Raw genomic sequence first — 22859 nt, forward strand, 5'->3', positions numbered from 1 at the left:
CGCGCGTGCGGCCGCAGGCGCGCGACGACGCGTTCGGGCGGTGGCTCGTCGGTCATGCGGTCATGCATACCGCAGGTGGGTGAGGTCCCCCACCGCGACGCCCCTGGAGTATCCCTGTCGATCCCGGATCGTGATGCGGCCCTCGTCGTCGATGCCGGTGGCGTCCCCCCCCCCCCCCGGCGCCCGCCTCACACGTTTTACGGGCGCACGCTCACGGTAGTGTCGGCGATCCGGACAGCGCCGATCGTGCCAACGCCTTGCCCAGTGCCGACTGGACGTTGGGACCGGACCGTCTCGGCGTCCGGACCGCCCGCGACCAGGGCGGCCACTGCCTCCAGGACGGCGCGGTGGAAGGCGACCAGCACCCGGTCGGCCGAGCTCGTCGGCGGTCCCGACCGCACACCGCGATCACGAGCGAGGTGGAGGTCGACGTGGGGGTCGGGAGCCGGTCCGCGGGGATCGTCAGGTTCACGCCGGCGCCGACGACGACGCTGCCGTCGGCGGCGACCTGGCAGAGGATGCCGCACACCTTGCGGCCCTCGACCTGCACGTCGTTCGGCCACTTCACGGCGACCTCGTCGTCGCCGGGCAGCACTGCCGCGACCGCCTCGCGCATCGCCGCACCGGCCACCAGCGGGAGCCAGCCGCGGTCGCGCTCGTCGAGGTCGGCACGGACGAGCAGGCTGACGGCGAGGGCCTCGCCGGCCGGGGCGGTCCAGGAGCGGTCCAGCCGGCCACGCCCCGCCGTCCGGTCGAGCGTGACGAGCACGCTGCCGTGCGGTTGTTCCGGCGCGACCGCGAGCAGGTCGGCGTTCGTCGAACCCGTCGTCGCCGGCGTGGTGAACACGGCGCCGGTCGCGGCGACGGCCGCTCGGCTGGTCGGGAACGACGGCGACGCGGGTGTGGACATGCACGCAAATGTACGGGCAGGAACCGTGGGGGTCCTCCAACCGACCGCGTCGTCACCGCCGGTAGGGTGAGCGGGTGACTTCAGGAGACACCCCCGATCTCTCGACGACGGCCGGCCGGCTCGCCGACCTCCGCGAGCGGTACCACGAAGCAGTGACCGCCGCGGGCGAGGCCGCGATCGCCAAGCAGCACGCGAAGGGCAAGGGCACGGCGCGCGAACGGATCGAGCAGCTGCTCGACGAGAACTCCTTCGTGGAGTTCGACGAGTTCGTCCGCCACCGCACCACCGCCTTCGGCATGGACGCCAAGCGGCCCTACGGTGACGCGGTCGTCACCGGCGTCGGCACCATCCACGGCCGGAACGTCGCGGTGTACGCGCAGGACTTCACCGTCTTCGGCGGCTCGCTCGGCGAGGTCGCCGGCGAGAAGATCATCAAGGTCATGCAGCACGCCATCAAGACCGGCGTGCTGATCATCGGCATCCTCGACCCCGGCGGCGCCCGCATCCAGGAAGGCGTCGTCGCCCTCGGCAAGTACGGCGAGATCTTCCGCCTCAACACCCAGGCGTCCGGGGTCATCCCGCAGCTCTCCATCGTGATGGGCCCGGCGGCCGGCGGCGCGGTGTACTCCCCCGCCCTCACCGACTTCGTGATCATGGTCGACAAGACCAGCCACATGTTCGTCACCGGGCCCGACGTCATCAAGACCGTCACCGGCGAGGACGTCGGCTTCGAGGAGCTCGGCGGTGCCCAGACGCACAACGCCGTCTCCGGGGTGGCGCACTACCTCGCCGAGGACGAAAGCGACGCCCTCGACTACGCCCGGTCGCTCATCGGCTTCCTGCCGGACAACAACCTGTCCGACCCGCCCGCCTACGACGTCGCACCGGAGCTCGAGACCACCGACGCCGACCACGAGCTCGACGTCGTGATCCCGACTCGGCGAACCAGCCGTACGACGTCACGACGATCATCGAGCACCTCGTCGACGACGGCGAGTTCCTCGAGGTCCAGCCGCTCTTCGCGCCGAACATCCTGATCGGCTTCGGCCGGGTCGAGGGCCGCACGGTCGGCATCATCGCGAACCAGCCGCAGGCCATGGCCGGCACGCTCAACATCGACGCCGGCGAGAAGGCCGCCCGCTTCGTGTGGTTCTGCGACGCGTTCGGCATCCCGATCCTCACCCTCGTCGACGTCCCCGGCTACCTGCCCGGCACCGACCAGGAGTGGACCGGTGTCATCCGCCGCGGCGCGAAGCTCCTCTACGCCTACGCCGAGGCCACCGTGCCGCTCGTCACCGTCATCACGCGCAAGGCCTACGGCGGCGCCTACATCGTGATGGGCTCGAAGCAGCTCGGCGCCGACATCAACCTCGCGTGGCCGACCGCCGAAATCGCCGTCATGGGTGGTCAGGGCGCCGTCAACATCCTGTACCGCGCCGAGATCAAGCGCGCCGAGGAGTCCGGCGAGGACGTGGCCGCCGTGCGTGCCAAGCTCGCGAACGAGTACACCTACAACGTGGCGTCGCCGTACCTGGCCGCCGAGCGCGGTGAGCTCGACGGGATCATCCAGCCGCACGCCACCCGCGTCTCGGTGATCAAGGCGCTCCGGGCGCCCGCGGCAAGCGGGCCTCGCTGCCGCCGAAGAAGCACGGGAACATCCCGCTGTGATGCTGCGCACCCGTTCCGCGGAGGACGTGCGCTGATGGGCCGCCACGCCGCCGCCGTCCCCGCTGTCCCCGCCTCCCGCCTTGCCTGCCGAGGAAGCCCCTTCGGTCGGAGCGGACGTCCGCGTCGTCTCCGGCGACCCGACGCCCGAGGAGCTCGCCGCCGTCGTCGCCGTCCTGCAACGGCAGGCGGACGAGGCGGCGTCGCTCGGCCGGCCCGAGGTCATCGTCTCGCCGCGCACCGGGTGGGACGTGTCCGCGCGCGGGCTGCGCCGGCCGCTCGAGCACGGTGCCGGGGGCCTGGGGGCGCTCGCTGCGCTGAGGCCGGCACCGTCCGTCTTGCGCACGACCGCGCGTCGACGTCGCCGGGGCCTTGCGCGACCCGGCACGCACGGGTGACCATGTACCCTGGGTATCGAGTCACCCGCAGCGTTGCAGGGTGCACTTCCCGGTCGGTCTCCCCTCCAGACGGGGGACATCTGTGGTCGACGGAGTCTGAAATCGCACGATTTGTCCCCCATAATGACGACTGACAGACCAGTTGGCGGCAGGCATAGTAGTTGTTGTTCGGTGTCCTTCTCACGAAGAACATCGCAGGCGGTGGCCGACTAGGGTACGAAGCCACCACCAGCTACGAGTCAGGGCGATATTCGGGTTGTCGCTCAGACTCGGGTCGTGAACGGGCCGGTCGGATTCCGACCGGCCCGTTCCCCGTTTCCGGTGTGTGCGTCGCCGTGCCGCCGCGGCGGGCGGTCGGGCGGTCGTCGTCGTGGCGGTCGTCGTCGTCGTCGTGGCGGTCGTCGTCGTCGTCGTGGCGGTCGTCGTCGTCGTCGTGGCGGTCGTCGTCGTCGTCGTGGCGGTCGTCGTCGTCGTCGTCGTCGTCGAAACATGTACACGCATGTTGCGACCCCGCACCAGTCGATCGACGCGTGGTTTGTCGTCTCATGCGCACGCGACGAGTGCGTGTGCATGTTCCGACGCCGCACCAGTCGATCGACGCGTGGTTCGTCGCACGAAGCGCACGCACCGATCGGGCACGGCCAACGGCACGGCGACACCAGCGACCACCGACCGGCATGGCGATCGGCGCCACCGACCGGCTCGTCAGCGCCACCGCCAGCGACCGCCACCCCCCGCAGCGCCAGCCGCTACGCGGGCACGTGCCGCGGGATCTCCAGCCAGACCACCACGGAGTCGTCCTCGTCGCCGTCGTCGTCGTCGACGCCCGCCCCGAGCGCCGCAGACTCGCTCGCCGCCAGGTCGAGCCGGAGCCCCACGACGGTGACCGCCGAGTCGGAGCCCTCGGACACGGTGCGGACGATGACGTTGTCGGCCTCGCGGGCTTGGCGCAGCGCCTCGGCGATCCGGGCGTGCACCCGGCGCAGGTCGTCGATCTCGAGGTCGTCGAGCCCACCGTCGTCGTGCAGCTGGACCGTGGCGCCACGGCGGCGGAGGCGCATGACCTCCTCGCGGACGTCCTCCGACAGCAGGGACCGGCCACGGATCTCGTCGCGGATGGCCTGCTCGAGGTGCAGGCACTCGGCCCGCTCGGCGTCGTCGAGGTCGCCACCGGTGTCGATGATCCGTTGCAGCATCGGCAGCGCCATCCGCGTCGTCTGGCTGAGCCGGAACTGCCGCTCGAACACGTGCGCGTCCTGCGCCGCCTGCCAGTCCGCCGTCTCCTGCTCGGCACGGACGAAGTCCCGGGTGACCCGGGTCGCACGGTTCATCGCGAAGGCGAACCCGGTGGCGATCGCCACCCAGGACACGCTGCCGAGCACCCCGAGGGACCCGAGCGCGCCGAGGCCCGCCCACGCGACGGTGTGCACGGCGAGGAACCCGACGCCGATCCACGCGAACGGCCCGCGCCCACGGACGACGAGCACCACCATCAGGGTGCCGACCGCGGCGATCCACCAGGTGCTGTACGAGGGGCCGGAACGGAGCTCGACCACCGGCGACGCGACGACCGGCATGACGACCGCGGTCGCGAGCGCGAAGCACGTCGCCCAGATCGGCAGCGTCCGGCCGGACACGAAGAGCGCGACGCCCGTCGCGGCGGCGTAGAGGACCATGCACGCGACCACGGGACCGGCATCGAGGACGCGGGGCAGCGTGGTGGCGGCGAGGAGCAGGTGGTAGACGGAGAACAGTGCCGCGAGGCCGATCGCGACGCCGGCGGGGATGGAGACCTTCATGCGTGCCGCCCCCTTCGCGGGTACCCAGTCGAGTCGGACACGGGTGCCGTCCCCGGGAGCGGTGACGACCTCGGCGTGCCCGTCGACCGCGACCACGCGCTCGATGATCGACCGGCGGACGCCGAGCCGTTCGGCCGGGATCGCGTCGAGCGCGAACCCGGCACCGTCGTCGCCGACCTCGACGCGGGCCCCGGCACCGTGCTGCTCGACGACGATCCAGCGGTCGACCTCGGCACCCCCGGCGTGCTGCACGCTGTTGACGGCCGCCTGCAGCGCCGCGGAGGCGAGCGCGTCGGCGACGGTGGCGGGGATCCGGACGCTGCCTGCACGCTCGCCCTGCACGCGGACCGGGGGGGGGGGGGGCGGCCAGCGCGCCCACGGCGTCGGCGATCCGGGCACGGAGGTCGGCGAGGGATACCGGCGGCGGCACCGGCGGGGTCGTCGGAGGCGGCCGCCCTCGAGGTGGTCGATGGCGTTCCGTGCCATCCGTGCGGCGAGCATCTCGGCGTCACGGGTCTCGGCGCGGGCGGCGGACAACAGCGTGGTGAGGACGCTGTCGTGCACGATCGCGTCGACCTGGACGCGCTCGACCTCGGTCGCGTGCTCCCGGATGGCGTGCGAGTAGCGGCGGACGGCGGTGGCCTGTGCGGCGTCCACCGCCGTGGCCGCACGGCGCAGCACGACCGCGATGACGAGGACGGCACCACTGAGGATCGCCGTGTAGACGCCGTCGAGGAGCGCCCGGAACCCGGCGTCGCCGCCGACCGGGGTGAGCCGGATGACGACGTACACGGTGGGAACGAGTGCGGTGTACACGGTCGCCCGCCACGGCGCGAAGCCCATGGCGGCGGCGGTCGAGCCGACCGTGCAGAGCCACCACGGCCAGGGCACCTGGTCCGACGGGATCGGCTCCTGCACGGTCAACGGCCACGTCACCAGCGCGACGAGGAACAGCAGCGCGCAGAGGATCTGTGCGAGCTGCGCGACCGGTCGGATGAACACCGACGCACCGATGAACAGGAACGACGCCGCGAGCCCGCACGCCACGACCGGGACCCCACACGGGGTCGAGGTACGGCAGCTGGTTGAGGACGGCGGGCACCGTGGTGGCACCGAAGCCGAGCGCCGCGACGGCGATGAGGATCGCGAACGCGCGTTCGACCGAGGCCTGCGTGATGGTGGCGCGGACGCTCCGCGACGGGTCGGCGCCGAACGGCGCGTCGCCACCGCCCTCGGCGCCGATCCGCGGCGCGGAGCCCACCCGGGCGACCCGACCGGTCGACCGGGTGGCACGCGCCGATCCGGACGTGGGTGCCGCGTCAGCCGCAGCCATCGTGCTCAGCGACCGTCGCCGTCGGGGTCGATCCCCGAGTCGAGCCCGGGCAGGATGCCGTCCTCGACCGCACGGCGGAGGAGGTCGACCTTCGTCGGGGCCGGGCGACCGACCTCGACGTACTTCACGCGGATGCGGTCGAGGTACTCGCGCGCCGTCGAGTAGCCGATGCCGAGCTGCTGCGCGGCGAGCTTGAGCGGCAGGCCCGAGGCGTAGAGGTGGAGGGATCTCGCGCTCACGTCGCCCGAGCTGTGCCTTCGCGAAGTCCCGGTCGGCGTCGATCGCACTCGCCCACTCGAGGTTGTTGAGCACGTCACCGCGAGCGACCGTCGCGACGGCGGCCATCACTGGTCTTCGTCGCCGAGGACTTCGGGATCACGCCCGCAGCCCCGGCGGCCAGCGCCTTCGCACGTTCGCGACGCGGTCGGCGATGGAGTGCACGAGGACCGCGGAACCGGTGCCCTGAACACCCTTCACGTTCGCGGTCACTTGTGGAGCCGTCGCCCAGCGACAGGTCGAGGACGACGACGTCGACCTCACGCCCGTCGAGGTGCTCGATGTACTCGGGCACGCTCGCGGCGGTGAGGACCACCTCGAACCCCTCGTTCTGGCACGCTGCCTGGATCCCGAGTCGCACGGACTCGTGGTCGTCGACGATCGCGACACGGACGGGCTTGGTCGCCAGTCCGGTCGTTCCGGTGGTGGTCGTGTCTGTTGCCACGGTGGCCTCTCTCGTCGATGCGCACCCCCGGCCCTGAAACCGGGGAGCCATCACCGACCAAGGATACCCAGGTCGGACTCAGGCAGCGGCGCGATCCCGTCGCGACACGGCGGAGCGTGTTGCAGGACGCGACAAGCGGCCCGGCGAGTACCGCACCCGGCCGACCCCAGACGACCCGACGCGCGCACCGCGCCCGGGCCGACCCGTGACCACCGTCAGGTGACCGGCGCCAGGCGCGCCACGGCCTCCAGGTGGTGGGTGTGCGGGAAGAGGTCGAAGGCGCGGAGTGCCTCCAGGCGGTACCCGAGGTCCGCGAAGGTCGCGACGTCGCGGGCCAGCGCGACCGGGTCGCAGGCCACGTAGACGACCTGGGCCGGCTGGAGCGCGGCGATCTGCACGACGACCTCGCGGCCGGCGCCGGACCGGGGCGGGTCGAGCACGATCGTGCCGGCGCGGTACCGCTGCCGCTCGCCCTGCGAGAGCGCGGCGACGGTGCGCTGCAGCCACCGGTCGACGCGGCCGGTCTCGGCACGGGCGCCGATCCACTCGACGAGGTTCTCCTGCGCGTGCTCGGTGGCGCGGGGGGCGCTCTCGACGCTCGTGAGCCGCGCCTTCGGGCCCACCAGGTCGCCGAGCGCCGCGGCGAGCAGGCCGACGCCGCCGTAGAGGTCGAGGTGCTGCCCCTCGGGGTCGAGTCGCTCACGGTCGACGAGGTCCTGCACCGCGGCGGTCAGGACGGCCGGCGCGGCACGGTGCACCTGCCAGAAACCGTTGTCGTCGACCTGGAACGCGCGCTCCCCCACGCGCTCGGTGACGACCGTGGGCTTCTGCTCGTCGATGACCAGCCGGGCCCCCTCGGAGCCGCTCGGTGCGAGGACGTCGACGACCGATGCACCCGGCATCGCGCCGCGACCGAGCGGCGCGCTGTCCTGCACCACCCGGGTCGCGAGCGGCAGGGACGCGACCGGCACGACGGTGTGCGACCGGGAGGCGAAGGGCCCGGCGGTGCCGTCCTCGTCGACGTGCAGGCGGACGCGGGTGCGCCAGCCGGTGCCGTTCGCCTCGTCGTCGCCGGGCGCGGCCTCGACGACCACGTCGTGTCCGAGCACGTCCGCGAGGTCGGTCCGGGCGAAGCGCGCGAACGAGTCCACCAGGACGTCGTGCTTCAGCGTGCGCTGGTGGGCGAGCGCGATGTGCCCGAACTCGGCACCGCCCGCGCGGTCGGCCGGGTCGCGGTCGAGGGCGGCTTCCGGCCACACGTGGTCCACGCGGTGCTCGCTCGGCGTGACGACCGACACGGTGTCGGCGCGCCAGAACGACTTCTTGCGGTCCTCGGTCACCCGGGCCACGACGCGTTCGCCGGGGATCGCGTCCGACACGAACACCACACGCCCCTCGTGCCGTGCCACCGAGATGCCGCCGTGGGCGATCCCGGTGACGTCGAGTTCGAGCAGCGTGCCGACGGATTCACCCATGGTTCGATGTTCCCATGCGTCTGTACCTCGCGAGTACCTCCCCGCCCGCCGAGCCCTCCTCGCCCAGACCGGGATCGAGCCGGTGCTCGTCGCGCCCGGGGTCGACGAGGACGCCGCCGTCGCCGCGACCGTGTCGGCCCTGGGCCGTGCGCTGACCGGTCCGGAGCTGGTCGCGATGCTGGCCGAGGCGAAGGCCGCTGCCGTCGCGGACGCCACCGCCCCCGTCGACGGCTTCGTGTTCGGCGGGGACTCCGCCTTCGAGGTCGACGGCGTCCTGTACGGCAAGCCCCACGACCCCGAGGTCGCGCGGGAGCGGTGGCGGCAGATGCTCGCCGCCGGCGGCGGCACGCTGTGGAGCGGACACTGCGTCATCGACCGGCGCGTGTCCGGGTCGGTCACCGATGGCGGGTCCGTCACCGATGGCGGGTCCGTCACCGATGGCCGGTCCGTCGCCGATGCCCGGTCCGTCGCCGATGGCCGGTCCGTCGCCGAGGGCGGGTCCGTCGCCGACGGCGGGTCCGTCGCCGACGGCCGGTCCGTCGCCGATGGCGGGCCTGGAGGCGCGGGGCGGGCCGGCACCGTGCCTCCCGTCCGCACCGTGGACGCGTCGGGCGGCGGGCCGCTGGGCCTGGCCGGGTCGTTCGGCGACGTCGCGCCCGGTGGGTCCGGGCTCGTCGCCTCCGGCGACCGCGTCGTCGCGGTCGACAGCGCGGTGCTCACCTTCGCCGACGACATGTCATCCGAGGAGATCGACGCGTACGTCGCGACGGGCGAGCCGCTCGAGGTCGCGGGCGCCTTCACCATCGACGGACGGGCCGCCGCGTACATCACCCGGATCGACGGCGCCCCCTCGGCCGTGGTCGGATTGTCCCTGCCGGTGCTCCGCTCGATGCTCCTGCGGGGCTTCGGCATCGCCTGGCACGACCTGTGGTCGCTGTAGACATCCGCACTTGTTCGGGGTGGTTCTTTGTGGGTGCCAGTCAATTCACACCCCCGCCGCACGAATACGCTGATGTCTCATGCCCCGTATCAGCAAGGTCCTCATCGCGAACCGCGGCGAGATCGCCGTCCGCATCATCCGCGCGGCCCGCGACGCAGGCAAGGCTTCGGTGGCGGTCTACGCCGACCAGGACCGTGACGCCCTCCACGCCCGCCTCGCTGACGAGGCCTACGCGCTGAACGGCACCACGAGCGCCGACACCTACCTCGTCATCGACAAGATCATCTCCGTCGCCAGGAGGTCCGGCGCCGACGCCGTGCACCCCGGGTACGGGTTCCTCGCCGAGAACGCCGACTTCGCCCGCGCCGTCATCGACGCCGGCCTCACCTGGATCGGCCCGTCGCCGGCGTCCATCGAACAGCTCGGTGACAAGGTCTCCGCGCGCCACGTGGCCGAGAAGGTCGGCGCACCGCTCGCCCCCGGCACGATCGAGCCCGTGCAGGACGTGTCCGAGGTCTTCGACTTCGTCGACCAGGTCGGTCTGCCCGTCGCGATCAAGGCGGCGTTCGGCGGTGGCGGTCGTGGTCTGAAGGTCGTGCGCGACCGTGCCTCGGTCGAGGAGCTCTTCGAGTCCGCGACGCGTGAGGCGATCGCGGCGTTCGGCCGCGGCGAGTGCTTCGTCGAGAAGTACCTCGACAAGCCGCGCCACGTCGAGACGCAGTGCCTCGCCGACGAGCACGGCAACGTCGTCGTCGTCTCGACGCGCGACTGCTCGCTCCAGCGTCGGCACCAGAAGCTCGTCGAAGAAGCGCCGGCCCCGTACCTGACCGACGCCCAGACGGAGCGCCTGTACGAGTCGTCGAAGGCGATCCTCCGCGAGGTCGGCTACGTCGGCGCCGGCACCTGCGAGTTCCTGATCGGCGCCGACGGCACCGTCTCGTTCCTCGAGGTGAACACCCGCCTGCAGGTCGAGCACTGCGTCTCCGAAGAGGTCACCGGCATCGACCTGGTGCGCGAGCAGTTCCGCATCGCCGAGGGTGGCGTGCTCGACTACGAGGACCCCGTCGCGCGCGGCCACCTCGTTCGAGTTCCGCATCAACGGCGAGGACCCGGGCCGCAACTTCTTCCCCGCGCCCGGCCCCGTGCACGCGTTCAACGCGCCGTCCGGCCCCGGCGTCCGGGTCGACTCCGGCGTGGTCTCCGGCGACGTCGTCTCCGGCTCGTTCGACTCCATGCTCGCGAAGCTCATCGTCACCGGTGCCACGCGCGCCGAGGCCCTGGAGCGTTCGCGTCGCGCCCTCGCCGAGTTCGAGGTCACCGGGCTGCCGACCGTGCTGCCCTTCCACCGTGCCGTCGTGTCCGACCCGGCGTTCGCGACCCCCGACGACTCGCCGTTCAGCATCTACACGCAGTGGATCGAGACCGACTTCGACAACGACATCCCGGCGTGGAGTGGTTCGCCGGAGACGCTCCCGGAGCCCGCGGCCCGCGAGTCGGTCGTCGTCGAGGTGCAGGGCAAGCGCATCGAGGTCACGATGCCGTCGATCGTCGGTGGCGGCTGCCGGCGCCGCGGGTCGGCGCCCGGCCGGCCCGTCCGCTTCCCCGAAGCGCCGGACGTCCGGCGTGCGTGGCGGTCTGGCCTCGTCCGGCTCGGTCACGTCGCCGATGCAGGCCACCGTGGTGAAGACCGCGGTCGCCGAGGGTGACACCGTGGTGAAGGGCGACCTGCTCGTCGTCCTCGAGGCCATGAAGATGGAACAGCCCGTGCAGGCGCCGCGCGACGGCGTCGTCACCGGGCTCAACGCCCCCGTCGGCCAGACGATCTCGTCCGGCCACGTGCTGCTCGAGCTGGCGTAGGGCGCGGGGCCGTGCGCGGCGCGGCTATCCGCTTTCGAACCACGAATCCGACATCGAACCGCCCTACTCGGCTGGTTCGACGTCGGATCCGTGGTTCGACCTCGCCGTACTCACCAGGCTGGAGCCGTTCGGACGGCGCGACGGACCGGGAGACCGGCGTCACGGAGCATGCTGGGGAGTCGTCCGCCGGCCTCGACGTCGTGCCAGACCGGTCGGACGACGCGTCGCACCTCCGGCAGGGCGCGGAGACGGTCCTCCCGGATCTTCTCCGCGATGACGACGTCCTCGGCGGATCGACCGTAGCGCATCGACGGGTCACGGTACTTGACGAGGCCGTCGAACTCGACGATGACCCCCTGGTCCGGGAACCAGAAGTCCACTCGACCGATGGGCCCGGACGAATCGCGGAACTCGTGCTGCTGGATCGCCGGCGGACATCCGACGTCCCGCATCACGAGGTTCGTGACGCTCTCGCCCGCTGATTCCGACAGCGGAGATGCGAGCTCCAGCACCTGCCGAGCACGCCGATGTGCACGGACGGAGCCGCGGGACGCCAGCTCCGATTCGAGCGCCGTTCCCGCGATCCCGCGGCGCAGGACGGCATCAGCCACCGCGAGTGCCCGTCCACGGTCGTAGCGAAGCGCGACGTCCACCGCGGTGTGCGCCAGCGTCGTGACCGGAAGACCGTTGATCCTGATGCAACCGACGGGTCGTCCAGCGCCAGCGGACTTGTCAGCGAATCGAGTCCGTTGCGCGGTCCCTCTCGCCGGATCGAGAACGGTGACGCGGTCGGGCACGGGCAGGATCCACGGCAGACGGTGGGCGATGACCGCCGATGCGTGGGACACGACCGTGCGAGGGGCAGACGCCTGGACTGCCGTCGCTCGTGCAATGTGCTGCTCCCAGACGGTGGCCTGGTCCCACTGCTCGCGGACGACGAAGGAGCCGTGAGCCACTCGGATCAGCGCCCCGCTCCTGAGTGCTCGATGCTGGGCTCGCGCGGTCGACGGATCGGGGTGGACGGTGAAGACGTCAGGCACAGGCACGACCCGAGCATGCGAGACGATCGGGCCCCGCAGTCGACCCGCGCTCATCCTGTGGGAGAAGTGTGTCGATGCCACAGCAACGGTCCACCTGGCCGTTGGAACCACGAATCCGGACATCGAACTGGGGAATCGGCCCGGTTCGATGTCGGATTCGTGGTTCGGAGCAGCGTGGCCGACGGCGCCCGCGCCCGCGCGCCGCCGAGCGCGCTACGACACCAGCGGGCGGACCGCGGCGGCCAGGGCGTCGACGAGCGACTGGGCCTCGGCGGGGGTGGACGCCACCGTGTCGATGTAGACCTTCACCTTCGGCTCGGTGCCGCTCGGGCGGACGATCACCCGCGCGTCACCGGTGAGGTCGTAGCGCAGGATGTCCGAGGGCGGGAAGCCCTCCACCCCGTCGAGGTAGTCCGTCGTCGCGGTGACGTCGAGGCCGCCCAGCGACGTCGGCGCCGCGGACCGCAGCGACGCCATGATCTCCCCGATGCGCGAGAGGTCGTCCACGCGGGTCGCGACCTGCCCGGAGGCGAACGCCCCGAACTCCGCGGCGAAGGCCTCGAGGTGATCCGCGATGGTCGAGCCGGCGGCCGCGAGCTCGTCGGCGAGGGACAGCAGGTCGAGCGCTGCCGAGATGCCGTCCTTGTCGCGGACGACCGACGGGTCGACGAGGTAGCCGAGCGCCTCCTCGTAGCCGAAGAGCAGGTCCGGCACGCGTGACACCCACTTGAAGCCGGTCAGGGTGTCCCGGTACCCCAGGCCGTGCCGCGCGGCGACGCGGGACAGCGCCGGTGACGACACGATCGACGCCGCGAGCGTGGCCGGTGGTGCCGGCCGCAGCGGCACGGGCGGCAGCACGCCACCCGAGCAACCAGCCGACCTCGTTGCCGGAGAGCCGACGGAACGACGGCACACCGGAACCAGAACCGGACCCGACGGGGATGGCCAGCGCGAGCCGGTCGGCGTCGGGGTCGTTCGCGATGACGAGGTCAGCGCCGACCGCGACACCGCGGGCGATCGCCAGGTCCATCGCGCCGGGTTCCTCCGGGTTGGGGAACGAGACCGTCGGGAACGCGCCGTCCGGCTCGATCTGCTCCGGCACCACCTCGGGCTCCGCGAACCCGGCGGCGGCGAACACCGCGCGCGCCGTCTGCCACCCGACGCCGTGCATGGCCGTGTAGACGACCTTGGGCTGGTCGGCGGGTGCGAGGACGGGCGCGGTCACCGTCGCGGCCGTGGCAGCCACGTAGGCGTCGACGAGCGCATTCGTGGCGACGGTGTAGTCGGTCCCGCGGGCGATGTCGCTGATCGACCCGGCCGCGACGGCGTCGATGGCGTCCGCGATGAGGCCGTCGACCGGCGGCACGATCTGCGAGCCGTCGTCGTCGCCACCGAGGTACACCTTGTAGCCGTTGTCCCGCGGCGGGTTGTGGCTCGCCGTCACCATGACGCCGGCACCGACGCCGAGGTGCCGCACCGCGAAGGCGAGCACGGGGTGGGGAGCGCCGACGGCAGCAGGGTGACCTCGAGCCCGAGGCCGCGCATGACCTCGGCGGAGTCGCGGGCGAACACGTCGGAGTTCACGCGGCCGTCGTACCCGATGACCACGCTCTGCTGCCGGCCGGTGTCGATGAGGAAGCGTGCCAGCCCGGCCGCTGCCTGCGTGACGACGACGCGGTTCATCCGGAGCGGTCCGGCGCCGAGCTCGGCGCGGAGCCCAGCGGTGCCGAACTGCAGCCGTCCCGCGAACCGGGCGTCGAGTTCGTCCGTGTCCCCGGCGTCGACGAGCTGCTGCAGCTCGGCGCGGGTCTCGTCGTCCGGGTCCTGCTCGATCCAGGCCCTGGCGGTGTCGACGACGCTCACAGCGCCGTCACCACGCGGGCGAGCAGGTCCGCGATCACCGGCTCGGCCTGCTTGCCGGCCTCGAGCACCTCGGTGTGCGACAGCGGCGTCTTCTGGATGCCTGCGGCGAGGTTCGTGATGAGCGAGAAGCCGAGGATCTCCATGCCGGCCTGACGGGCGGCGATGGCCTCGAGCGCGGTGGACATGCCGACGATGTGGCCGCCGATGGTCTTCGCCATCTGCACCTCGGCCGGGGTCTCGTAGTGGGGACCGCGGAACTGCGTGTACACGCCCTCGTCGAGGGACGCGTCGACGGACTTCGCGACCGCGCGCAGCCGTGCCGAGTACAGGTCGGTCAGGTCGACGAACGTGGCGCCCTCGAGCGGGCTGTCCGCGGTGAGGTTGATGTGGTCGCTGATGAGCACGGGCGTGCCCGGCGTCCAGTGCTCCTTGATGCCGCCGGCACCGTTCGTGAGGACCATGATCGACGCACCGGTCGCCGCGGCGGTCCGGACGCTGTGCACGACGCGGCGGACGCCGTGCCCTTCGTAGTAGTGCGTCCGGGCGCCGATGACGAGCGCGTGGCGGCCGTCGGCGAGGCGGATCGAGCGGACGGTGCCGGAGTGCCCGGGGACGGCCGAGGCGCTGAAGCCGGGGACCTCCGACGCGGGGATCTCGGACACGGTCTCGCCGATGAGGTCCGCGGCCTTGCCCCAGCCGGAACCGAGGGTGAGGGCGATGTCGTGGCGCTCGATCCCGGACTTCGCGGCGATGACGGCGGCGGCGTCGCGGGCGACCTCGAACGGGTCGGCAGCGGGGTCGTTCAGCGGGTTCTCGGTGCTCATGCCCCAACTCTGGGGGGCGCTCCAGTGCTCCCCGAGCGCCCGGTCGACCGCGGCCGTGATCTCGCCCTGGTCGAAGTGGTTCCGGATCACGATGACCTCGGCGTAGGTGTCCTCGATGGCCTCGACGAACTCCTGGCTGGTGAGGATCACGTTCGCGTCGTCGGACACCGTGCGCACGGAGGCGACGTCGGCGGCGATGACGGAAGCGGTCAGCCCGAGGGTGGCGAGCGCCTTCTCGGCGTTCACCTTGAGGATCGCGCCGGCGCCGATCCCGGCGCCGCAGATGGTCACGATCTTCACGAGGGACTCCGGATCGGTCGTCATGCGGAGACGCCCATGATCCCGCGGACCTCGTCCGCCGTCGTCGCCGCCGCCAACCGCCCGGTGACGGTGGCGTCGTTGAACAGGTTCGCGATCTCGCCGATCGACTCGAGGTGGGTGCCGACCCCGGCGACCGCCAGGCCGAGCACGACGCGCACGGGGTCGTTGTGCGGGTGTCCGAACACGACGGGCGACGCGAGCGTCACGACCGACAGACCGTCACGGAGCACCGCGGGCCCCGGTCGGGCGTGCGCGAAGGCGAGCCCGGGCGAGATGACGATGTACGGCCCGTGCTCGTCGACCAGGTCGATCATCGCCTGGGTGTAGGGCTCGGTCGACGCCCCCGAGGCGACGAGGGCGCCACCGGCCAGTTGGAGCGCCTCGCGCCACGAGGACGCGGTGGCCCCGAGCACGACGGCGTCGTCCGGCAGTGGCGGCAGCGGCATGCGTCAGGCCTCCTGGTGTCCGGCCGTGATCGTGGCGATGATCTCCTCGCGGTCCTCGAGCGGCAGGAAGGAGCCGAGGGCTGCGTTGATCTGGAACGCCGCGAGGTCGTCGAGGTCGTACCCGAAGGTGCCGGCCAGCAGCGCGAGTTCACGGGACAGCGTGGTGCCGCTCATGAGCCGGTTGTCGGTGTTGACCGTGACGCGGAAGCCGAGCTGGTAGAGCACGTCGATCGGGTGGTCGGCGAGGTCGTCGCCCCAGGCCGCGATCGCGCCCGTCTGCAGGTTCGACGAGGGCGAGACCTCGAGCGGGATCTCACGGTCGCGCACCCACGCCGCGACCTCGCCGAGCGAGGCCAGGGTCGAGCCGTCGCGGGCGTCGGAGAGGGTGACGTCCTCGAAGATCCGGACACCGTGGCCGAGGCGCAGCGCTCGACCGTCGACGAGGGCGGAGCGGATCGAGGCGAGCCCGTCGGCCTCGCCCGCGTGGACCGTGACCGGGAACAGCTCGGACGCCAGGTAGTCGAACGCGGCGCGGTGGTTCGAGGCGGGGAATCCGGCCTCGGCACCCGCGATGTCGAAGCCCACGACCCCACGGTCGCGGTGCCGCACGGCGAGCTCGGCGATCTCGAGGGACCGGTCCGCGTGGCGCATCGCCGTCACGAGCTGTCCGACGCGGATGCGACCGTCGGCGGCGTCGACTGCTTCCTCGATGCCGGCCTGCACGGCCTCGACCGTCTCGTCGAGGGTCAGCCCACCTTGCAGGTGCTGCTCGGGCGCCCAGCGGACCTCGCCGTAGACGACGCCGTCGGCGACCAGGTCCTCGACGAACTCGCGGGCGATCCGGGTGAGCTGCGGTGCGGTCTGCATCACCGACGTGGTGACGTCGAACGTCTTGAGGTACTCGACCAGGGAGCCGGAGTTCGACTGGTCGGCGAACCACTGCCCGAGCTCGGCCGGGTCGGTGGTGGGGAGCGACATACCCGCCGACGCTGCGAGCTCGATGATCGTCGCCGGACGCAGGCCGCCGTCGAGGTGGTCGTGCAGCGAGACCTTCGGCAGGTCGTTGATGACCGCTCCGGCGTCGGGCAGGCGGTAGGTCGGGGCGTCGGCGCTCATGCGACCAGGCTATCGGTGGTCACCGACCGCGCGCAGGCACCTGTGCACAACAGACGGACGAAGGGACTGGAGGCTCTCCACACGTGTGCGCAGAGCCTCCGGTCGGTCGGACGGTCGCGTTCAGCCCGCGATGCGCTCCCGCACGATCGGCCCGCGCGCCGCCACGGCAGCGTCGGACGAGCCGATCGACCACGCACCCTCGAGTGACTCGAGTGCCCGCGGGATCCGCGAGGCGTCGTCGGTGTGCAGCGTCCAGACGCGGCTGCCCCTCGGTCACGGTGTCACCGGGCTTGACGTGCAGCTCGATGCCCGCCCCGGCCTGCACCGGGTCCTGCGCGCGGGCACGACCGGCACCGAGGCGCCAGGCCGAGACGCCGAACGGCAGGGCGTCCTGCTGCGCCAGCACACCGGACGACGGCGCCGTGACGACGTGCTGCTCGCGGGCGACCGGCAACGCGGCAGAGGGGTCACCACCCTGCGCGGCGATCATCCGGCGCCACGTGTCCATCGCGCGCCCGTCCGCCAGAGCAGCGGCCGGGTCGGCGTCCGGCAGTCCCGCCAGCGTGAGCATCTCGGAGGCCAGGGCGACGGTCAGCTCCACGACGTCGGCCGGGCCGCCGCCCGCCAGCACCTCGACCGACTCCCGCACCTCGAGCGCGTTGCCGATCGTCAGGCCGAGCGGGACCTCCATGTCGGTGAGCAGCGCCGAGGTCTTCACCCCGGCGTCGTTCCCGAGGTCCACCATCGTCTGCGCGAGCTCGCGCGACGCTTCGTAGGTCGGCATGAAGGCACCGGACCCGAACTTCACGTCGAGCACGAGGGCACCGGTGCCCTCGGCGATCTTCTTCGACATGATGCTCGACGCGATGAGCGGGATGCACTCGACGGTGCCGGTGATGTCCCGCAGGGCGTAGAGCTTCTTGTCGGCCGGTGCCAGGCCCGAGCCGGCGGCGCAGATGACCGCGCCGACGTCGGACAGGATCTCCATCATGCGGTCGTTCGTCAGCGACGCCCGCCACCCGGGGATCGACTCGAGCTTGTCGAGCGTCCCACCGGTGTGGCCGAGGCCACGGCCGGACAGCTGCGGCACCGCGACGCCGAACGACGCCACCAGCGGCGCGAGCGGCAGCGTGATCTTGTCCCCGACCCCGCCCGTGGAGTGCTTGTCGACGGTCGTCTTGCCGAGCGAGCCGAACGACATCCGCTCCCCCGACGCGATCATCGCGAGCGTGAGGTCCTTGATCTCGCGCCGCTCCATCCCGTTCAGGAAGATCGCCATCGCCATGGCCGCCATCTGCGGGTCCTCGACGTAGCCGCGGGTGTACGCGTCGACGAGCCAGTCCACCTCGGCGGTGCTCAGCGCGCCGCCGGAGCGCTTCGTGCGGATGAGGTCGACGGTGTCGAAGGGCTCGACGGCCATGTGGATCAGTGCTCCTGCTGGTAGGTGGCGAGGGTACGCGGCCCCAACGCGTCGGGCAGGACCTCGTCGATGGTGCGGATTCCGGAGACCGTCTCGAGCAGCATGCCCTCGGTCGAGTGCTCGAACAGCAGCTGCCGGCAGCGCCCGCACGGCATCAGGGTCGCCCCGTCGCCGTCGACGCAGGTGAACGCGACGAGCTTGCCGCCGCCGGTCATGTGCAGCTGCGAGACGAGCGAGCACTCCGCGCAGAGCGTCACCCCGTACGAGGCGTTCTCGACGTTGCAGCCCGAGACGATCCGACCGTCGTCGGTGAGTGCCGCGGCACCCACCGGGAACGACGAGTACGGCGCGTAGGCGTGGCGCATGGCGGCCGTCGCTGCGGTCCGCAGGGGCGGTTCAGTCCACGTCGGACTGGAGGCGCGGGGCGGCGTCCGCCCCGGCGGTGGCGGTGACCGCCTGGTCACCCTGGGCGTTCGTGTGGGTCATGTGCCGCGCCTCCAGGCCGGTGTGGTCGGACTAACTCTTGATGTAGGGCTTGCCGGACGCGGCGGGACCGCGCGACTGACCGACCAGGCCGGCCACGGCGAAGATCGTCACCACGTAGGGCAGCATCAGCAGGAACTCGCTCGGCACGGGCGAGTTGATCGCCCCGAGCGTGTTCTGCAGGTTCGACGCGAAGCCGAACAGCAGCGCCGCGAGCGTCGCGCGGATCGGGTCCCAGCGGCCGAAGATGACGGCCGCGAGCGCGATGTAGCCGGCGCCGGCGGTCATGTCCTTGGTGAACGGACCGACCGCGTCGAGCGTGAAGTACGCACCACCGAGACCGGCGATCGCGCCGGCGAGCGAGACGTTCCAGAACCGCGTGCTGGTGACGTTGATGCCCACCGTGTCGGCCGCCTGCGGGTGCTCGCCGACCGCGCGGAGGCGGAGGCCCCAGCGGGTCTTGAACAGCGCGAAGGTGACGACGGCGACGGCGACGTACGCCAGGTACACGACCACGGTCTGCTCGAAGAAGATCGGGCCGATCACCGGGATCTGGTGGAGCAGCGGGATCTCGATCTTCGGGAACCGGATGCCGACGTTGAGCGACTCCTCGTTCGGGGAGAGCACCTGCGATGCAGGAAGCCGGTGAGGCCAGAGATGAACGCGTTGATGACGACACCGACGATGACCTGGTCGACGAGGTACTTGATGCTGAACGCCGCGAGGACGAACGACACCAGCACACCGGCGACGAGCGCGCCGACGAGGCCGACCCACGGCGAACCGGAGATCGACGCGATGAGCGCCGAGGTGAACGCGCCGGCGAGGAACTGGCCCTCGATCGCGATGTTCACGACGCCCACGCGCTCCGAGATGACGCCGCCGAGCGCACCGAACACGAGCGGGACGCTCAGGCCGAGCGCACCGACGAGCAGGCCCGGCAGCGGGATCGTCGCGCCGGCGGCGGCCCAGGTCAGGAAGCCGATGACGAACACGATCGCGAAGACCGAGGTCACCCAGAGCGGGACGCCCCGCGAGGCACGGACCTCGACGAAGGCGTAGACCGTGGCGATCGCGAGCAGGAGCACGACGACGATGCCGGTGGCCGCGGCGGGCAGCGGGACGTTCGGCAGCGCGAAGAAGTCACCGGGGTTCGCCAGGCGGAACGTGGTCGTGCCGGCGCGTTGCAGCAGGATGAAGAAGACCACGGCGAGCACGGTGAAGACCGCGTAGCCGATCGGCAGCTTCCAGCTGCGGGTGGTCTCGACCGGACGGTCGGTGGGCGACGACGCGGGGGTCGCGGTGGGGCTGAGGGTGCTCACGCGGCGACCGCCTTCTTGCTGTTCTTCGTGCTGACGCGTCGACGGGCGCCCGGCTGCGGGATCCGGAAGATCGCGCGGACGAGCGGCGGGGCCGCGATGAAGAGGACGATGAGGGCCTGGATGACCCCGACGATGTCGATCGGGATGCCGTTGGCGGCCTGCATGGCGTAGCCACCGTTCTTCAGCACGCCGAACAGGATCGCGGCCCAGAACACGCCCCACGGCTTCGACCGGCCGAGCAGCGCGACGGTGATCGCGTCGAAGCCGATCCCGGCGTCGATGTTCGAGGTGAAGCCGGATCGTCACGGCGCCCTGCACCTGGTAGGCGCCGGCGATGCCGACCAGGGCACCGGAGATCACCAGGACCCAGATCGTCAGGCTCGGGACGCTCATGCCGGCGACACGGGCGGCGCGCGGGTTCTCACCGATGGTGCGGAACCGGAACCCGAGCGACGACTTGTTGACGAGCCACCACACGACGACGACCGCGATGATCGCCACGACGAAGCCGAGGTCGACGCCGTACCGCGGGCCGAACAGTGCGGGCAGCACCGCGCTGTCCTTCGTCGCGGGCGAGATCGGCTTCGGTGCTGCCCGGCGCCGGTGGCAGGAGACCAGGGTGCGCAGCAGGTAGCTCACCAGGTAGAGCGCGACGTAGTTGAGCATGATCGTCAGGACGACCTCGTTGGCGCCGGTCCGGGCCTTGAGCACGCCGACGATGCCGGCCCACACGGCACCGCCGACGATGCCGGCGATGATCGTGAGCGGGATGTGCAGGGCCGCCGGGCCGTCGAACGAGAACCCGACCCAGCCGGCCGCCGCGGCGCCTATCAGGATCTGTCCCTGGCCGCCGATGTTGAACAGGCCGGCGCGGAACGACAGGGCGATGCCGAGGCCCGCTGCGATGAGCGGCACGGCGTAGTCGATCGAGCGCGTGAGCGGGACGATCGCCTGGTGGAACGAATCGGCGCCGAAGTTGATCACGGAGCCTTGGAACAGCGAGGCGTACCGAGCCGCCGACCGCGGTGCCGATGGCCTGGATGGTGTCACCGGGGCGGGCGAAGAAGTACCCGGCGGCGGCGCGGACGTTCTCGTCGGTGATCGCGATGAGGATGCCGCAGGCGACGAGGGCGAGCACGACGGCGAGGACCGTGACGAGCGCGGAGCCGTTCAGGATCCCCTGCATCGCGGCCTGCCAGCGGTCGCCGCCGTTGCGACGCTCGGTGTCGGCGGCGGAGTCCGTCATGAGGTGGGCGTCGACTCGACGTCCTGCAGGCGGTCGTCCGTGGGTGCCTCGGCTGCCGGCGGCGCGTCGGCCTGCGGCGCCGCGCTCGGCTGTGCGTCGTCCGGCACGGGTGTGCCCGGCTGCGTGTTCTCTGGCGTGGTGCTCACGCTGCCAGCTCCGTTCCTTCGGGATCTCCCCGGCCATCATGAGGCCGAGGACGTCTCGCGGGGTGTCCGCGGGGACGATGCCGACGATCCCGCCGCGGTACATCACGGCGATCCGGTCGGCGAGCGCCGCGACCTCGTCGAGCTCGGTGGAGACGACGATGACGGGGACGCCGGTGTCGCGGGTGGCGACGATGCGCTTGTGCACGAACTCGATCGACCCGACGTCGATGCCGCGCGTGAGCTGCGCCGCGACGAACAGACGGAGCTCGCGGCTGAGTTCGCGGGCGAGGACGATCTTCTGCTGGTTGCCGCCGGACAGCCGACCGGCGGCCGCTGTCCGGCCGGGGGTGCGGATGTCGAACTCGGCGATCTTCTCGTCGGCGAACGAGTCGCGCTCGGCGGCGCGGATGGTGCCGGCACGGACGAACTCGGCGTGGTCGGCCCGGTCGAGCATGAGGTTCTCGGCGATGGTGAACTCGCCGACGAGCCCGTCCTCCTTGCGGTCCTCCGGCACGAAGCCGACGCCCGCGTCGAGGATCTGCTTGACGCTGCGGCCGGTGAGCTCGCGCCCGTCGAGCGTGACCCGTCCGGCGTGCACGGGCTCGAGGCCGAGGATCGCCTCGGTGAGCTCGGTCTGGCCGTTGCCCTGCACGCCGGCGATCGCGAGGACCTCGCCGCGGCGGACGGTGAACGACACGTCGTCGACGAGCACGATGCCGTTCGCGTCCGTCACGGTGAGGTTCTCGACGACCAGGGCGTCCTCGCCACCGGTCGCCGGCTCCTTGTCCACGACGAGCGAGACGGCGCGGCCGACCATGAGGGCGGCGAGCTCGTTGTTCGTCGCGGTGGGCGAGGCCTCGCCGACGACCTTGCCGAGACGGATCACCGTGATGCGGTCGGCGACCTCGCGGACCTCGCGCAGCTTGTGCGTGATGAAGACGATCGCGGTACCGGCTTCGCGGAGCTGCCGCATGATGCCCATCAGCTCGTCGGTCTCCTGCGGGGTGAGGACGGCCGTCGGCTCGTCGAACACCAGCACGGAGGCGTCGCGCGACAGCGCCTTGATGATCTCGACGCGCCGCTGCACGCCGACGGGCAGGTCCTCGACCTTGGCGTCGGGGTCGACGTCGAACCCGAACCGCTCGGAGATCTCGCGGACGCGCTTGCGGGCGCCGGCGAGGTCGAGCCGCCCGCCGAAGCTGGTCTGCTCCTGCCCGAGCATGACGTTCTCGGCGACGGTGAACACGGGCACGAGCATGAAGTGCTGGTGCACCATGCCGATGCCGGCGCGCATGGCGTCACCGGGGCCGTCGAAGTCCTGCACGACGTCGTCGAGGAGGATCTCGCCCTCGTCCGCCTGGTACAGGCCGTAGAGGACGTTCATCAGGGTCGACTTGCCGGCGCCGTTCTCGCCGAGGAGGCAGTGGACCTCACCGGGCTCGACGGTGAGCGAGATGTGGTCGTTGGCGACGAGGGGGCCGAACCGCTTCGTGATGCCGCGGAGTTCGAGCTTCATGTTCGGGAGTCTATTTCT

9 protein-coding genes and 9 pseudogenes are annotated in these 22859 nt (G+C 71.7%); 3 read left to right on the forward strand and 15 right to left on the reverse strand.

The window, feature by feature from the left end:
* Positions 1–211: 211 nt before the first annotated feature.
* The gene (locus ACZ8AI_RS05790; protein WP_464857228.1) at positions 212–910 is read right to left on the reverse strand and encodes a biotin--[acetyl-CoA-carboxylase] ligase; all 699 of its coding nucleotides are present in this window, start codon (positions 908–910) and stop codon (positions 212–214) included.
* A 152-nt stretch (positions 911–1062) separates the two neighbouring features.
* On the opposite strand from ACZ8AI_RS05790, the pseudogene ACZ8AI_RS05795 reads away from it, so the two are divergent.
* Positions 1063–3107, forward strand: a pseudogene (locus ACZ8AI_RS05795) (acyl-CoA carboxylase subunit beta).
* A 615-nt stretch (positions 3108–3722) separates the two neighbouring features.
* Here ACZ8AI_RS05795 and ACZ8AI_RS05800 read toward each other — a convergent pair.
* The 3 genes and pseudogenes from ACZ8AI_RS05800 to ACZ8AI_RS05810 form a co-directional block, all read right to left on the reverse strand.
* Entirely contained in the window at positions 3723–5819 is a 2097-nt protein-coding gene (locus tag ACZ8AI_RS05800; protein WP_464857230.1) for an ATP-binding protein, read from the reverse strand.
* Positions 5820–6110: 291 nt separating this feature from the next.
* Positions 6111–6877, reverse strand: a pseudogene (locus tag ACZ8AI_RS05805) (response regulator transcription factor).
* A 164-nt stretch (positions 6878–7041) separates the two neighbouring features.
* Entirely contained in the window at positions 7042–8301 is a 1260-nt protein-coding gene (locus tag ACZ8AI_RS05810) for a class I SAM-dependent RNA methyltransferase (RefSeq protein ID WP_464857232.1), read from the reverse strand.
* Positions 8302–8383: 82 nt separating this feature from the next.
* On the opposite strand from ACZ8AI_RS05810, the gene ACZ8AI_RS05815 reads away from it, so the two are divergent.
* Both ACZ8AI_RS05815 and ACZ8AI_RS05820 read left to right on the forward strand, forming a co-directional pair.
* The gene (locus ACZ8AI_RS05815) at positions 8384–9241 is read left to right on the forward strand and encodes a Maf family protein (RefSeq protein WP_464857234.1); all 858 of its coding nucleotides are present in this window, start codon (positions 8384–8386) and stop codon (positions 9239–9241) included.
* A gap of 79 nt (positions 9242–9320) precedes the next feature.
* A pseudogene (locus ACZ8AI_RS05820) lies at positions 9321–11098 on the forward strand (acetyl/propionyl/methylcrotonyl-CoA carboxylase subunit alpha).
* Positions 11099–11208: 110 nt separating this feature from the next.
* Here the strand turns inward: ACZ8AI_RS05820 and ACZ8AI_RS05825 are convergent.
* The 11 genes and pseudogenes from ACZ8AI_RS05825 to ACZ8AI_RS05875 form a co-directional block, all read right to left on the reverse strand.
* On the reverse strand, positions 11209–11751 hold the full coding sequence (locus tag ACZ8AI_RS05825) for a hypothetical protein (protein WP_464857236.1): 543 nt from the start codon (positions 11749–11751) through the stop codon (positions 11209–11211).
* A 600-nt stretch (positions 11752–12351) separates the two neighbouring features.
* Positions 12352–14001, reverse strand: a pseudogene (locus tag ACZ8AI_RS05830) (phospho-sugar mutase).
* Complete coding sequence (locus ACZ8AI_RS05835; RefSeq protein ID WP_071290604.1) at positions 13998–14825, reverse strand: purine-nucleoside phosphorylase; 828 nt, start codon at positions 14823–14825, stop codon at positions 13998–14000. The pseudogene ACZ8AI_RS05830 and the gene ACZ8AI_RS05835 overlap by 4 nt, the downstream one beginning before the upstream one ends.
* A 66-nt stretch (positions 14826–14891) precedes the next feature.
* Positions 14892–15149, reverse strand: a pseudogene (locus ACZ8AI_RS05840) (PTS sugar transporter subunit IIB); the annotation flags it as partial.
* Positions 15146–15592 carry a PTS sugar transporter subunit IIA gene (locus tag ACZ8AI_RS05845; protein WP_464857238.1) on the reverse strand — a complete coding sequence of 149 codons (447 nt, stop codon included), beginning with the start codon at positions 15590–15592 and terminating at the stop codon, positions 15146–15148. The gene ACZ8AI_RS05845 and the pseudogene ACZ8AI_RS05840, both read right to left, overlap by 4 nt.
* A gap of 3 nt (positions 15593–15595) precedes the next feature.
* Positions 15596–16708 carry an adenosine deaminase gene (locus ACZ8AI_RS05850; protein ID WP_464857240.1) on the reverse strand — a complete coding sequence of 371 codons (1113 nt, stop codon included), beginning with the start codon at positions 16706–16708 and terminating at the stop codon, positions 15596–15598.
* A gap of 120 nt (positions 16709–16828) precedes the next feature.
* Positions 16829–18128, reverse strand: a pseudogene (locus ACZ8AI_RS05855) (thymidine phosphorylase).
* A 5-nt stretch (positions 18129–18133) separates the two neighbouring features.
* Entirely contained in the window at positions 18134–18493 is a 360-nt protein-coding gene (locus tag ACZ8AI_RS05860; RefSeq protein WP_464857242.1) for a cytidine deaminase, read from the reverse strand.
* A gap of 151 nt (positions 18494–18644) precedes the next feature.
* Positions 18645–19933, reverse strand: a pseudogene (locus ACZ8AI_RS05865) (ABC transporter permease).
* Between the two features lie 357 nt (positions 19934–20290).
* Positions 20291–20983, reverse strand: a pseudogene (locus tag ACZ8AI_RS05870) (ABC transporter permease); the annotation flags it as partial.
* Positions 20984–21341: 358 nt separating this feature from the next.
* Positions 21342–22841, reverse strand: a pseudogene (locus tag ACZ8AI_RS05875) (ABC transporter ATP-binding protein); the annotation flags it as partial.
* Positions 22842–22859: the final 18 nt, after the last annotated feature.

The organism is Curtobacterium sp. AC273 (assembly GCF_979253735.1).

Excerpts from the sequence above, each read along its gene's own strand:
- ACZ8AI_RS05860 (WP_464857242.1), bottom strand. The coding sequence starts at position 18,493 with ATGCGCCACGCCTACGCGCCGTACTCGTCGTTCCCGGTGGGTGCCGCG.
- ACZ8AI_RS05835 (WP_071290604.1), bottom strand. The coding sequence starts at position 14,825 with ATGAGCACCGAGAACCCGCTGAACGACCCCGCTGCCGACCCGTTCGAG.
- ACZ8AI_RS05850 (WP_464857240.1), bottom strand. The coding sequence starts at position 16,708 with ATGAGCGCCGACGCCCCGACCTACCGCCTGCCCGACGCCGGAGCGGTC.
- ACZ8AI_RS05810 (WP_464857232.1), bottom strand. The coding sequence starts at position 8,301 with ATGGGTGAATCCGTCGGCACGCTGCTCGAACTCGACGTCACCGGGATC.
- ACZ8AI_RS05845 (WP_464857238.1), bottom strand. The coding sequence starts at position 15,592 with ATGCCGCTGCCGCCACTGCCGGACGACGCCGTCGTGCTCGGGGCCACC.
- ACZ8AI_RS05790 (WP_464857228.1), bottom strand. The coding sequence starts at position 910 with ATGTCCACACCCGCGTCGCCGTCGTTCCCGACCAGCCGAGCGGCCGTC.